The organism is Algoriphagus yeomjeoni (genome assembly GCF_003259505.1).
GTDB classification, from domain to species: Bacteria; Bacteroidota; Bacteroidia; order Cytophagales; family Cyclobacteriaceae; genus Algoriphagus; species Algoriphagus yeomjeoni.
The window spans coordinates 1-13900 of the sequence record NZ_QLLK01000017.1; the positions used below are offsets into that span (position 1 = coordinate 1).

At 38.4% G+C, this 13900-nt stretch carries 15 protein-coding genes; 7 read left to right on the top strand and 8 right to left on the bottom strand.

Annotated elements, in window-relative coordinates; translation table 11 throughout:
• A partial coding sequence (locus LV83_RS19720) for an IS1595 family transposase (protein WP_111613291.1) occupies positions 1–348 on the top strand: 348 nt, incomplete at its 5' end.
• Here LV83_RS19720 and LV83_RS19725 read toward each other — a convergent pair.
• The 3 genes from LV83_RS19725 to LV83_RS19735 are packed head-to-tail and all read right to left on the bottom strand — an operon-like array spanning position 308 to position 6170.
• Positions 308–1504, bottom strand: coding sequence for a restriction endonuclease subunit S (locus LV83_RS19725; RefSeq protein ID WP_111613292.1), 1197 nt, complete (start codon positions 1502–1504; stop codon positions 308–310). The genes LV83_RS19720 and LV83_RS19725 overlap by 41 nt on opposite strands.
• Positions 1497–3095, bottom strand: coding sequence for an HsdM family class I SAM-dependent methyltransferase (locus tag LV83_RS19730; RefSeq protein WP_111613293.1), 1599 nt, complete (start codon positions 3093–3095; stop codon positions 1497–1499). Before LV83_RS19730 ends, LV83_RS19725 begins: the two co-directional genes overlap by 8 nt.
• 3 nt (positions 3096–3098) lie before the next feature.
• Complete coding sequence (locus LV83_RS19735; protein ID WP_111613294.1) at positions 3099–6170, bottom strand: type I restriction endonuclease subunit R; 3072 nt, start codon at positions 6168–6170, stop codon at positions 3099–3101.
• A 200-nt stretch (positions 6171–6370) separates the two neighbouring features.
• Here LV83_RS19735 and LV83_RS19740 point away from each other — a divergent pair, with 200 nt between their 5' ends.
• Positions 6371–6625: a hypothetical protein gene (locus tag LV83_RS19740; RefSeq protein ID WP_111613295.1), complete on the top strand. Its 255-nt coding sequence runs from the start codon at positions 6371–6373 to the stop codon at positions 6623–6625.
• On the opposite strand, the gene LV83_RS19745 is transcribed toward LV83_RS19740, so the two are convergent.
• Positions 6599–6988 carry a DUF3024 domain-containing protein gene (locus tag LV83_RS19745; RefSeq protein ID WP_111613296.1) on the bottom strand — a complete coding sequence of 130 codons (390 nt, stop codon included), beginning with the start codon at positions 6986–6988 and terminating at the stop codon, positions 6599–6601. The genes LV83_RS19740 and LV83_RS19745 overlap by 27 nt on opposite strands.
• 342 nt (positions 6989–7330) lie before the next feature.
• Between LV83_RS19745 and LV83_RS19750 the strand changes: the two genes are divergently transcribed.
• Both LV83_RS19750 and LV83_RS19755 read left to right on the top strand, forming a co-directional pair.
• Positions 7331–7993 carry a DUF6266 family protein gene (locus LV83_RS19750; RefSeq protein WP_111613297.1) on the top strand — a complete coding sequence of 221 codons (663 nt, stop codon included), beginning with the start codon at positions 7331–7333 and terminating at the stop codon, positions 7991–7993.
• 49 nt (positions 7994–8042) lie between these two features.
• A complete protein-coding gene (locus LV83_RS19755; protein WP_111613347.1) occupies positions 8043–8885 on the top strand; it encodes an N-acetylmuramoyl-L-alanine amidase-like domain-containing protein in 843 nt (280 codons plus the stop codon).
• A 36-nt stretch (positions 8886–8921) separates the two neighbouring features.
• Here the strand turns inward: LV83_RS19755 and LV83_RS19760 are convergent, their stop codons facing one another.
• A complete protein-coding gene (locus LV83_RS19760) occupies positions 8922–9251 on the bottom strand; it encodes a MotA/TolQ/ExbB proton channel family protein (protein ID WP_111613298.1) in 330 nt (109 codons plus the stop codon).
• Positions 9252–9400: 149 nt separating this feature from the next.
• On the opposite strand from LV83_RS19760, the gene LV83_RS19765 reads away from it, so the two are divergent.
• The 3 genes from LV83_RS19765 (at position 9401) to LV83_RS19775 (ending at position 11937) form a co-directional block, all read left to right on the top strand.
• The gene (locus tag LV83_RS19765) at positions 9401–10102 is read left to right on the top strand and encodes a LytR/AlgR family response regulator transcription factor (protein ID WP_111613299.1); all 702 of its coding nucleotides are present in this window, start codon (positions 9401–9403) and stop codon (positions 10100–10102) included.
• A 145-nt stretch (positions 10103–10247) separates the two neighbouring features.
• Entirely contained in the window at positions 10248–10439 is a 192-nt protein-coding gene (locus tag LV83_RS19770) for a helix-turn-helix transcriptional regulator (RefSeq protein WP_111613300.1), read from the top strand.
• A 154-nt stretch (positions 10440–10593) separates the two neighbouring features.
• Entirely contained in the window at positions 10594–11937 is a 1344-nt protein-coding gene (locus LV83_RS19775; RefSeq protein WP_245947107.1) for an ammonium transporter, read from the top strand.
• Between the two features lie 135 nt (positions 11938–12072).
• Here LV83_RS19775 and LV83_RS19780 read toward each other — a convergent pair whose 3' ends face one another.
• The 3 genes from LV83_RS19780 to LV83_RS19790 all read right to left on the bottom strand — a co-directional run bounded on the left by LV83_RS19780 (position 12073) and on the right by LV83_RS19790 (position 13807).
• Positions 12073–12735, bottom strand: coding sequence for a CPBP family intramembrane glutamic endopeptidase (locus tag LV83_RS19780; protein ID WP_245947108.1), 663 nt, complete (start codon positions 12733–12735; stop codon positions 12073–12075).
• A 361-nt stretch (positions 12736–13096) separates the two neighbouring features.
• Positions 13097–13543 (bottom strand): hypothetical protein, encoded by a 447-nt coding sequence (locus LV83_RS19785; protein ID WP_111613302.1) that lies wholly within the window; start codon positions 13541–13543, stop codon positions 13097–13099.
• Between the two features lie 27 nt (positions 13544–13570).
• Entirely contained in the window at positions 13571–13807 is a 237-nt protein-coding gene (locus LV83_RS19790; protein ID WP_245947109.1) for a type II toxin-antitoxin system ParD family antitoxin, read from the bottom strand.
• Positions 13808–13900: the final 93 nt, after the last annotated feature.

Consider the following 13900-nt stretch of genomic DNA (forward strand, 5'->3'; position numbering starts at 1 on the left):
AACCTGGAGGCGAAAACGGCACAGCATTTAATCAAAGATTACATTGATTCAAACGCTGTACTTCAAACAGATAAGAGCACCACCTTCTCAGACCTGAGTAATTGTATTGATGTTCATGTCAGAGAAATCTCTGGAACCAAAGAAGGCAATTTTAACCTCAAATGGGTTCATATTGCCATTAGTAACTTAAAGAAACACCTGCAGACATATCATATGATCAGCGAAAGAATGATGCAGAACTACCTAGATGAGTTTTGTTACAAGCTCAACAGAAGATACTTCGGTCAAAAACTCTTTGACAGACTCATCATTGCTTCAATTTATCCATACTGGTATGATTGCGGATAATCATATTTATTATTCTTTGAATGATTGGCTCCACTTTTTCATAAAACAATGTAAGAACTTCTTGGCCTGGAATCACAAAAGGAGAACAATCGACAATCTCCTTATTAATGTGAGGTTGTTGTGCCCCTGTTCTTAGGCTCATTAATCGATCAATGTCGCTTAAAACTGAAAAATAGATATATGAATTTTTGAATTGCTCATTCTCCTTTATCCCAACTACGGACTGATTAAAACATGCATCAATTCCTAAAATACTAACTCGCAAATGCCTAGTTATTGAAAGTAAAACACTTCCTTTTTCTAAAAAAGAAGTCGGGGAGTTTTTGATTGCCTTCTTCGAGATCTTTTTCTCAGAACTAATTATTGGAAAGTCAGAAATCTCCCCAGAGTTTAACCATGGTACATCACCATTCCAATACTCCTCAATTTTGGTTGAAGGTGTTCCACCTAAATAGGTTTTAAGGACTCGACCTAACTCTTTCACCTCCCACCCCTCAGGAATCTCCCGCTTCAGCTCCTTATTCCAGACCATTTTCCCGCCTGAGCTTTTATAGGGCTTACCGTCGGAATCGGGCTTGCCCTGAGCGAAGTCGAAGGGGAAATCAAACTGCACAAACCAATACTCATAAATCAACTTCGCCATCGCCTCCAGCTCAGCATTGATACGGTTGTTGAGTTCTATTTTATCGTCTAGGGCTGAAAGAATTGATGCGATTTTTTTTTGACGAACTAAGTTAGGAATCTGGACAGGTAAACTCTCCATGAAACCTTTAGTAATATGAAGCATTATACTTCCATGGGTTGAACCAATCATCGAATTGGTTCTTTGAAAAAGGTAATAGTAAAGAAATATTTTATTTATTTTATTGGTATTTGGAAGAAGTTTCCAAATGTGATAATGGTAAATAACTTTCTCTCCTTTCCATATTTTGGGACCAAAAGAGGCTGACCATGCAAATAACAAATCTCCATTTTCACAATATTTATCTTCATCCAATTCAAGATTGGAATAATACCATGAATTGTTCGAAAAAAAATTTCCAACTCTCAATACACGGTATTTACCTTGTTTCAAAAGTTCCTCTTGCTTGTAAGCTCTTCCATTTATTACTTTACAAACCTCCCCTAATATTTGATATTCAAATGCTTTACTCATAACTCAACCCTTTCAATTGCTTTTGAATTACCCCATCCAATCGCTTTCCCTCCGCAAACAAGCCACTCAGCCGCTCCTCAAAGCCACTAAGTTTTTCTTGAAATTCTTCAGCGGTGATATCCACATACTCGATTTTCACCTCAAAATATTGCCCAGCTGAGAAGGAATAGTTTTTCTCCTGAATTTCGGTTTTAGTAACCACCACAGAGAGATCTTCTTCAGCTTCTTTGGAATTGAATACTTCGATAATCTGTCTCTCTTCTTCTCGGGAAAGTACAGTCCGTTGATTCTTGCCCTCTTTTACTGTTTTCCCCAGTTTGGAAGCATCCATTAGTACGATTTGCTCTGTACCTGCTTTCTTGTCTATAATGATTACAGACACATTGGTTCCAGTACTTGCGAAAATATTGCTCGGCATACTGACCACGCCCCGAAGCCAGCCTTTATCAATCAATCGCTGCCGTATCTTCTTCTCTATCCCACTCTGGGCAGTAATAAATCCTGTAGGCACCACAATGGCCGCCTTACCGGAATCATTTAGACTACCCATTATATGCTGGATAAAGAGCAGGTAGATCGCCATGGATTCTTTCTTGGCCTTTGGCACCTTTGGAATGCCTGCAAAGAAGCGTTCTTTGAAGGTATCCTTTTCCAGATCATCCCTAAAATCAGAAAAATCCAGCTTGAAAGGCGGATTAGAAACGATATAATCGAAAGACTGCTTTTCCCAATAAAAGGGTTGTGCAATGGTATTAGTCTTGATCACATTGGGAATACTATGAGTCAAATTATTCAGGATCAGATTCAGTCGTAGCATGGTGCTGGACTTTTGGGAAATATCCTCCGAATAGATGGTACACTTATCCTCGCCGATTTGATGCGCCAAAGACATCAAAAGTGAGCCTGAGCCCACACTTGGGTCATAGCATTTACCCTTACCGATATTTTCAGGATCTACCAGAATATTGGCAATAATCCTTGCTACGGCATTCGGGGTATAGTACTCGGCATATTTCCCTCCTGAATCGGAGTTGTAGTCTTTGATCAGATACTCAAAGATGTCCTTGAAGAAATCGTACTTCTCCGCAAAGTAATCCTCAAAACTCTCCTCAAAACTAAATTCAAAGAGCTTATTAATCAAAGCCCTGCAAAAATCATCCCGTTGGGAAGAATCTGAGATATATTGACTCAGCTCATCAAACAACTTATCCTTTGCTCCGGAAAAGGATTTGATGGAGAAAATACCTGTATTTTCCACCGAGATATCCCGTAAGGTATCGTCAAAAGTTTTGGCGAAATCATCGGTATTCTGGGTATTGTGCAGGTGGGCAATCAGTTGATGAGGTTTCAATTTAGGAACATTCTCATCCAGCAAATCCATCAACAAATCCTCATCTACCTCCTTACCAAGCTGTTGCTTTTTCTTCTTTACTTCATATCGGAATTTGTCATTCAGGAATTTGTATAAAAACACCTGAGAGATAATCTTAAATTCATTGCCATCATTTCCCAAGCCGTAGTTAGCACAGACACTCTTCAGATTATCGATGAGTTGCTTGGTTTTGGTGGTATAGGTAATATCCTGAGTCATTTTTTATATTCTAGCTTGGTACAATTGAAAATATTCCTTCCCGATCAGGGTGCTGATATTTCTTCTTGTCCCGGTATCTAAATTCAATTTTTCATCCACAACAAACTTTTCTGAGACGAGACGAACCAGGTAGCGATCAAACAATTCTTCATTGTGCAAATAGTCCTCCTGCCCTTCCAGCCTATCGTCCACCTCTTTTTTCACCAGCATTAAGGCTCTATGCAATTGCATCTCTTTGGCACTGAGACTTCCCTTTTCTGTCAGTCTCTTATGGATTCGGGCATATTTCTCATCATTGCCGTATTTGGCTTTGAGTAAAGCATTCTTTCGGTTCAGTTCTTTGGCCTGCTCATGAATTTTGCGCAGCAAAGGTAAGTTTTCTACCAGATCTGCCTGAGTGGTTTCTGTTAAATTTTTCTTCTTAAAAATCCGCTCTAATTCCTCTCTAAGATTCACAAAAATAGGATCACTTTGATCAAAATTGTTTTGTAAGGCTTCACGGGTTTTTCGGAGTTGCTCCTTGAGTTCATCCGCTAGCTTCAACTCTTCTTCCCCTACTTTGATAAACTGAAAAACGATCTCCTCCAAAGCTGCATTAAGCAAGTTTTGATTAGCTTCTTCGTTTCCAATATTTTCTATAAAGTTGAGATTATCCAATCTATTTTGAGCTTCGATCAATAGGCGATTGAGCACCTCAAAGTCCACCAGTTCCCCAAGTCCCTCATAGCCCTGAAGGGCAATCAAATTTTTCAGCTCTTTGGCAGTGCGTAAGGCTTTGACCAAAGCGAGCAATTCTTTTTTGTCGGTAATTTGGCTGATCTGTTGGGAAAAGAGCTCACGGTTTTGAGTATCAAAATGAAATAGAGTCTCTTGTATTTCATTAATCTCAGTTCGAATTTCCTCTTCAGATTTGAATAAATTGGAATACATTTCCATTTCATCTCCCAACTGATCCTGAAGTTCCTCGAAATAAAGCCGATTTGTTCTGTCAAAAGCAGAGGAGATATCAGCAAAGTCAACTACATATCCATAGTGGTATTTTTTATAAGGTCGATTGACCCTTGTCAAAGTTTGCAACAAGTTGTGATCTTGAATAACTCTTGCCAAATAAAGCTTCTTCAACCGCTTGGCATCAAAACCAGTCAATAGCATGTTGTAAACAAACAGAATATCAACCCGGCCAAACTTATAGGCTTTGATCAAATCCTTTCGAATATTCTTGTCATTCTCATCATGTAGGATTAAGGCAGCATTCAGTTTTTTCCGCTTTCTTTTTCCGTAAGGAAGAGAGGGTTCAGCAGCCACAGGTAGATTTTCTACACTTATTTCCTGTTCTCCATATTGCTCCTCAAATAACTGGAACAACATTTTAGCTTGCTTGGAGGAATCACAAACCACCAATCCTCCCAACGTCTCATCTTGCCAGAAATCCCTAAAGTCGATCAGATCCTTAGTAATGTAATCCAGCAAACCTTTTGCAAATTTCGGTTGAGCATAAACATCCGAAGCTTTAATATCACCTTTGAGAAGTTTGATCTCCTCCATCATCTCCTTCATCTCTAGCTTGAAACTTCCCTCGATTTCCTCCCGAATCAATCTCAACGTATAGCCATCAGCGATGGAGCGGTTGTAATAATATTTGTGGATATAGTTACCAAACAACAATCTGGAATCATACTCTTTTGCTACTTCTCGAAGCAATGGAGTTCCAGTCAAAGCAATGATAACTGCCTTTCGATCTGAATTCATCAAATTGGCTAGGTAATTCCCTTTGGGATTATAGCTTCGGTGTGCTTCATCCAGGAAGAATACCCTTTGGGTCTGTATATCGTAATCCGGTATAGCTACAGCAGTAGCACTCTCTGTGAATTTTTGAATATTGACTACAGTGATTTCAGGTCTACCACTATCATTGTGCAGAGCTCCAACTACCTGAAGATCCTTAATAAAATCCTGACGGGAATTCACTGGATTTACTTTCAGGCCTCGGTTTGAAAATTCAGCAGTCGCTTGAATCAATAAATCTATTCGGTCTACAATGAAGTAAAATTTAGGAATCACATTTTGCTTTTGATAATAATCCCTCAGATGTTTCACATTGAAATATGCTAAGGCTGTCTTTCCAGAACCCTGTGTATGCCAGATAATCCCTTTTTGTTTGCCTTCATCCAATCTTGCTGCAATGGCCTTAGTAGCAAAGATTTGAGGATATCGCATGATATGCTTTTCCAACCCTTTTTCCTCCTCCACATAAGCGATAGCGTAGCGCAAAATAAAAGCTAGTCGCTCTTTGCTAAACAAAGAACTTAAAATCCTATTTGTAGGAGAATTTTCGCTCCTATTGGTTTTGAACTCGGGACTATGTTTTACAACTAGCAAATTGTTGTCTTTCAGGACAAAATTTTCTTGCTCTTCCGAAATATCTACCAGTTTTTGTCTGACAGGGTAATCCTCATCCTCCCTGAAGTAGTTGAATTTCAAATCCGAATATGCAGCAGTAGCATAGAAAGCTCCAAATACAGGTTCTACAATTCCGTCTTCATACTCCATGTTATTGGAGAAAATCATCAACTGGGTAATATTGGCAAAGCGGCGAAAATATTTATTCTTAAAACGGGAATTAATCCGGCTTCTTTCCGCGATTACCCCATCTTTATTATGAGGCTTTTTCACTTCCACAAAGGCAAGCGGCATTCCATTGATCAGGACTGTAATATCAGGCCGAAACTCTTCCTCATTATTTTTGCAAGTAAGCTCAGTAGTAACATGAAAGCTGTTATTATCAAAGTTTTTGAAGTCTATGAGCTTGATCCCTGAAGTAGCAGTTAGCCTTTGATAAAATTTTCTCCCCAAATCCTCATAATCTAATTCCAAAGTCAATTCATCCAATAAGCGAATGATATCATCTTCGGATATCCCAGGATTGATTCGAAGTAGACTTTCAATAAAAATCGGTTCAAAAATATTGGTCTCTTCCCTTCGATTTTGCTGACTTTGAGGAATATAAGTATATCCCAATCGTATAAAATGTAAAATAGCAGGGATTTTGACCCTAGAATCTTCGTTAAAAGCCATTTAAAATAAAACTGTAAAAAGTAAGAATGCTTCAATATGGGGAATTCCAGCAATTTTGACAAGGTCAATTTTGCAGAAAGATGTATTGAATAATAGGTGATGCTATAACTTATAGTCTTCTGGTATTTTACCCTCTTCCAGAATACTTTAGAACCTAGAAATTGAAAAACTTAAAGTCATAAATCAAAAAAAGAAAAAACATGACTTTAATTATATCCAGCATAAACAACTCCTACATCTCAATTGGAGGAGATATCAAGGCAAGTTATATAAACAGTGATGCCAGAGTTTTTGAACTCTTACTGAAATCTCTGGAAATCAACAGAAATTTAATCGCTGGTATTACTACCGCATGGGAATCAGAAACTGAAATGATAGAGCATCTAAATGGGATAATGGATGCTCAGCGTAAACTGGAGTTGGAAGTTTCAGAGCAGGCTCCCACTGAGGAATAAAACAGGCTTTATACATCTACCCAAAAAAACAATGATGGGGTCATTCACAATCTCTTCTAATGCTAATTCAAGTTTAACGACCTCTGCTTTTGGCTCATAAGCAGCCCATTTCAGATTTCCTCGCATCCAGTAGATTTTCCAGAGATCAGTGCTCTTTTCATATTTGATCTTTGCAAACGGGTTTCTCATACTCTCAGAAGGCTTATTCCAAATAGGTCTGACTTCCTCCAAGAAAATATCCTGACCTTTGATCGTATAGCCCAAATCAAGTTTGTTCCGTATCTCCTCATCCGGTCGACGCAAAGCCAGCCAAATAGTCAAGGATGATTCTATATCTCGAAGATGTTCTTTTGAAAATGCCATGGGCTCAAAAATAGTTGATACAACTGAATTTTTAGCAGTGCCTAACCATCACTATTTCCACTTCAAATGAGGTATTAACAACATTTCTAGCTTATCATCTGCCTCCCTAAGCCATAGATTACAGCCAAATCCTTAGCTGCTTAGCGATAGTAGAGTTTCATATCAGGAAATTTTAAACCATATCTAAACCATAGCTAAACCATTTTATACCCTTATAAAAACCAATTTTTTAATGGTTTTATCTAGCTTATAATTTGTGAATAGTAAAATTTATACAACTGATTACTAGTTATTTAACCACACAAAGCCTATATTCAACTAGGACTTTAAACACATGGATGTATGGCACGAGTAGCAAACAGCTCCCTAGCAGGACTAAATGGTAATATGGGAGATATGATTTTTTACCAAATCAATGGTATAACCTACGTAAGACGTAAACCCACAAAAAGAAGCAATGCACAGAAAAAGAGAATGAAAAAATCCCCGATCAACGAACGATCTCAAGGGAAATTTTCAATGGTGCACAAATACCTAAAAGGGTTAAAATATGTGATTAGATTCGGGTTTCAAGAGGAAATCAAAGGAGCCAGGCACGCCTATCATGCCTGTGGTTCCTATACCCGATTGAACTGCTTTTCCCAAGATGGGCAGGACTACCAAATCGATCCCTCTCTTTTCAAAGTAAGCCGGGGTACACTTATGGAAGCAGAAGATGGCAAAGCTTTAAGAACTGATGAAGGCATCTTATTTACCTGGAAAGACAATTCCGGAACTTCCAGTGCACAAGCATGGGACGAAGCTTTCTTAGTAATCCATAATCCTACCCAACAAACTTCAGTATGGGAAGAAATAGGGAGCCACAGGAATAAGGGAGAACACTTCCTCAAACACTCATTTGGAACTTCTGGCGGAGATTGGCATGGTTATTTAGCATTCAGTCAAGTAAATCGCAGAACCAACAAAAGAAAACTTTCAGATTCTGTTTATTTGGGAATTATTTAGTTTTTATGTGATAGGAGTTGAATACTGCTTATCCTATATGATTCCCTTTATGAACAAGATTATTGCATTAGTCCTCTTCCTCATCCTCCCATTCATCTCCACTGCCCAAACGGTCTGCACTTTGGAAAGTAGGGAAAAGCTTGAAGAGATGCTGAGCAAACTTGAGCAGAAAGACCTTGAAAATAGAACTTCAAATGAGCTGGTCATAGAGATTGGAAAGCTCTTCCTTGAAACTCCCTACGTAGAAAAAACGCTAGAGCTTCCAGGCAGCGAAAAACTTGTTATTAATCTCACAGGCCTCGATTGTACTACTTTTTTGGAAACAGTAGTAACGATGACAAGACTTACTCAAGAAGGTAAATTCACTTTTGAAGCATTCGAAAAGGAGCTGGAAATGCTACGCTATCGAGATGGAATCAACAGCGGATACTCTTCACGATTACACTATTTTTCCGACTGGATTTATGAAAATGAGCAAAAGAGAATTTTGAAGGATGTGACCAAGGAAGTTGGTGGATCTCCATACGGGAACACTCCTTCCTTTATGTCTGAAAACCCAAAGTTCTATGCACAGTTGAATAATTCAAGCAACCTAGTTCAGATCAAGGCATCTGAAGCTCTCATCAAAGGAAGAAGCTATTTCTATATCCCGAAAGCTGATATAAAAAAGCTGGAGAAAAACATCCAATCAGGTGACATCATCGCTATCACCACTTCAATGAATAATCTGGATATCGTACACACAGGTTTTGCAATTGAGAAAAACGGCAGAATGCATTTGCTTCATGCAAGTTCCAAAAACATGAAAGTGGAAATTTCCGAAAAACCTCTGAGTGAGTACCTGGCAGGAAACAAATCCCAATCAGGAATTATGGTGGCTAGGTTAAGGTAAACCTCGGCTCAAAATTTTGAACCGAGGCGAATTTCGTTAGGCAGCAATATTAAAAATCACCTTCTTATTTATTAATCTTCCCAGAAGGGAGACGATAAAGATAATTACTCCATAAATCATTGTAATCATACTGATTTTAAGTCCACCGACAATCATTGCCTGCCCGACATTTCCTCCCATAGATTCTATTCCTTCAAATATCCCATAGAGCCCTACGACCTGGCCCAAAATCCCTACGGCTAGGGCTAATAAACCTATTTCCTTTGTCCATTTTGGGAATTTAAATATTGAGAGTATCACCGTCAATAAAAGGATAGTGAGGATGCTCATATAAATTGGCCCTCCTGCATTAAATAAATGTATCATAATTTTGTGTTTTGGTTTGATACAAATTTACCCTGAGATAGGGTTAGTAAGGTAAGTTAAAAGCAGCTGTTGAATAGTAAAAAACCCATTTAAAGGTATTCACAATTTGCCGAAAAGGTTATTAATACTGTTTTTACGTATTTTCGAAAATGCTTTATCAATTCATACGCAAGACCATTTTTTGGTTAGCGACGGCTATTTTACTCAGCTTCCTGGTGAAAGATGCTTTCTCCAATATGAGTGGAAGTTGGCTAGCAGGCACCTTACTTTTATTGCCAACTGGCACACTTCTTCTTGGGATTAAATGGTCCTTAAAATTCGATTCATTTAAGCGTATTATTCGACTTTTGCTAAGTGGTATCCTTTCGCTCAACTTAGCTTACCTCGTTATTGCATTTGTTTATTGGTACTTCCTGAATTTCAACCCAAACTACTTTGAAAAGTCTATTATCAACCCCATTCTTTTGTGGGTAATTATGGGTTTTTTTGTAGGGCTTTATTTTTTCCTATTTCAAAAACAACGGTCTGAGGAAGAAGAGGGAGAAAAAACTATTAGCTTTTTCAGCGAGAGAAAAATAACCACCGTACAGATAAAGGATATCTTGATGGTAGAGAGTCTATCTGATCATACTTCGGTTCGACTTTCAAATGGCCAATCGTTGAAAAACAGCATTAAAATAAGCGAATGGGAAAATCGGCTGCCTAATTTCTTGAGAGTTCACCGATCTTTTCTGATCAATCCAACCTTTGCTATCTACAAAGGAAATGAGATTGAAATGGATGGAAAGCAGCTAGTTCCAATCTCACGAAAATTTAAAGAAATCACTCGACGACATTTTTTAGAATCCTGATTTACCTCAAACTAAAGTCCTATTTCCTGCTCGTATTATCAATTTGAAATAAAAAATGTCAGCAAGAATTGATTTTTGTGAAGTCTTGTCTGCATTTGTAAAGTCAACTTTTGCTAGCCATGGTTATTAATACAAAACGCTTCAAATGAAAAATCGCGTCAGAGATTTTCGCACAACAAATGGAATAACTCAGGAAGATTTAGCAGAAATCATCGGTGTATCAAGGCAAACCATAAATGCCATCGAAAAAGGAAAATTTGATACGAGTTTACCTACAGCTTTTAAGATGTTTAGGTTATTTGAAAAACCCATAGAAGAGATTTTTCAATTTGAGTGAATCACAAAAGATCGGCTATAAAAACCTGTATTTTAAGTATTTATAATTTCAACCTAACCCCTACTTTCCCTTAGCAAATTGAGAAAATGTGATTTTTTATTCTGAATTACCATTCAAATACAGAATAAAAAATTAAAACTGTTACTTTTGACCCATGGAAAAAAGTGGAATGAAATTCAAGTGGAAAGTAGCTTTTCTAATCACAATTGCTGCTCCTGTACTAGGACTTTTTTGGAAGCATAGCCAACCTATTATTGAAAATTTTGGGACTGAGAGTGATTTGAACTATGCAGATATTGCCTGGCTACTTACTGCTTCCTGCCTGGTTTTGCTGATGACACCTGGACTTTCACTTTTTTATGGTGGCATGGTGAACAAGAAAAACCTCATTTCCACCATGCTCCAAAGTTTTATTTCACTTGGTGTAATCACCATGCTTTGGGTGGTTGTTGGCTTCAGCCTTTCCTTTGGCGATTCGATTGGGTTCACTATCGACGGCGTGAAATACGGAATCATTGGAAACCCACTGCAGTACCTCTTCTTTGATCAGGTTGCGGAGTTGCCTCACAATACGCTGGGAAGTACTATCCCCTTTATTCTTTTTGCCTTATTCCAGATGAAATTCGCCGTGATCACACCGGCGATTATTACCGGATCCTTTGCAGAGCGTGTGAGATTCATTGGGTATCTATTCTTTATCGGGATTTTCTCTCTAGTTGTCTATGCTCCACTTTGCCACATGGTCTGGCATCCAAACGGACTGATAGGATCCTATTTTGGAGTATTGGATTTCGCTGGCGGTACAGTCGTGCACATCAGTGCCGGGATGGCTGCCTTGGCTGGAGCTTTGTTTTTGGGAAAAAGAAACAAACCTCACCACGAACCTTCGAACATCACTTATGTGCTTCTTGGAACTGGAATGCTCTGGTTTGGCTGGTTTGGCTTCAATGCGGGATCCTCATTTGGAGCAAATGCTACTGCGGCTTTAGCTTTTGCCACTACAACGATCAGTTCTGCCACAGCGATGATGACTTGGGTGCTTTTTGACAGAATTCAGGGAAGAAAGATTTCCGCTTTGCAAGCCTGTATCGGAGCAGTTGTTGGATTGGTAGTGATCACTCCGGCTGCTGGCTACATCACGGTTCCCGAGAGTTTCTTCTTCGGAGCTGTTGGCGCGATCGTTTCCAATTTAGCGATGAATGCCAAGTTCTTAAAAAAAATTGATGATACGCTGGACGTTTTTGCCTGTCACGGAATTGGGGGAATCATGGGAATGATTTTAACAGCAATCTTTGCAGGAAAAGAAGGATCAAGCTTGCTTCATGGAGGAATTGGCGTATTCGGATCTCACATGCTGGTTTTGATAGGCGTGTGCATTTTTTCCTTTGCTATGTCTTATGCCATTTTCTTTATCCTAAATAAGTTTGTCACCCTTCGTGTACGCGAGGAATACGAAGAAGTAGGATTGGATATTTCCCAGCATGGAGAGTCTATCTAGTAAGAGGATAGAATTCCAGCATTTCACTCTAATGAATCAGCCGTTTTTGGAAACAAAGGCGGCTGATTTTTTAGTTAATAAACTGGCAGTTGGAATATGTAGTCTTCACGCTCTAAAATTTCTTCAGTAAATAATTCAGAAATACCAGTAGTTAATTAGTAGGATAGCTGTTGAATTCCAGGCGGCATGAGCAATCATGGGAGCTGTTAATCTGCCCGTATATAGGAAAAGGGAGGTATAAATTATACTTGCGACGAGAATGTCATACCAAAGTAAATTACTACTTGGCAAATGCCCTACGGAAAAAAACAGAATTGATAGGACAGAAGAAATCCAGAGCCCCACAGTTTCGTTTTTGAACAGATCCTTCATGATGTTGATAAAGAAGCCACGATTATAAATCTCTTCAGTAATCCCGCCACCAACTACTCCCAGGATTAATAGTGAAATCAGGCCAGTTGTAGTTCCATCCAAGGAATTAATTACCTCCAGCACGTCTGCTCTGTTTGCCCCTCCAGTATTTGGTATGATGAAACCAAAATCGACTACAACTCTCACAAGTGTCACACCTAAGCCATTTGATAAATCTCTTTTCCAGTGGTTAAAATTCAAACCAATATAGGTCATGTCTTTTTTCAAATACTTGAGAGAAAAGTAGATAAGAGAGGTAACCATCACAAATTGAGAAATCCCAATAATTGCCAAATTGGTACCTATTAAGCCATCATTGATTTTAAAAATCCCAAAAAATAGGTTTGGAACTGCAAAGAATAAAAATCCGAAAATGATTGTAGCCACGAATACTACTGCGGTTTTTAATTTGCTTGTCGTCTCTTGAGTCAACTTTCTGTTAGTTCATGATGTATTGAATCTCTCAACAATTCATATTCCAATCGAAAAAACGCTACTTAAATGACAATAGACGGGGGTTATTAAAAGTTACGTATCCAATTTCGAACACTGTTTTGCTAAAATGAACACCCTTTTTCTGCCATGCGGCATGTTTGGCCATAGTTTTACATTTACTACTCCACCTACCAATTACATCTATTTCGCAAGTTTCAATTGGCGTATGAGATTTACTAAATTCACAGTAATCATTTGCGACTTTAGCTTAAATCTAGGAGAATATTAAAGTCAAGTACCTCAAATTGAGAAATCAATTCACTATTTTCCTCCTCATGGCAAGACCTACAATTGGGCCTATTATCATAGCAGGAATGATGGCAACGATTCCACCACTTAGCAGAATACCCCAAGTTAATTCTGGCAATGCTGCCAAACTTGAAAAAAGTAAACAAGGAGCTGACCAACAGATTATCAGGCTTTTGACACCTATAAAAACCCCATTCCTTCCTTGACTAATAGCCTGAACAGCATGTGGCCCGATAAAATACGCTATTGAAAGTGAGCAAAAGATTAACAGTCCAATCATAAATATTTCCACAGGCTCAATAGCTAAGCCAATTGCTAATCCTCCACTGCTTTCTCCAATGGTTCCCACCATAATTAAGATCAGCAAGACGATTGCGATAATGGTCACAGTACCTGTAATCAGCAGATACTTTAAGAGGAGGAATTTTAAATTGCTATGGATCTGCGTCATTATTTGACTTTTTGGCTTTTAATAATTTTAAATGTTTTTTGGGTCAAAATCCTCTTCACTGCCACTTTCTATTCCTTCTTGAATCGCATTACTTAATACTATCACCTTGTTTTCTGCCTCTTCCAGAAGTCTCAATCCAGCACGTATAACTTCGCTTATATTGTTAAATCGACCACCATTTATTCTATTTTGAACAACTTCGTCTAAAAAACTTCCGAGTAATATTGATGTGTTTTTATTTATAGGAACTCTGTTTGATTCCAATATACCAAAAATTGGTATGCTTAATTAATGCTCTATTTTTCCAGGTTCGTTAAAATTCCTAAACCCCTCCCTCACTAATTCCCAGAAATTCAG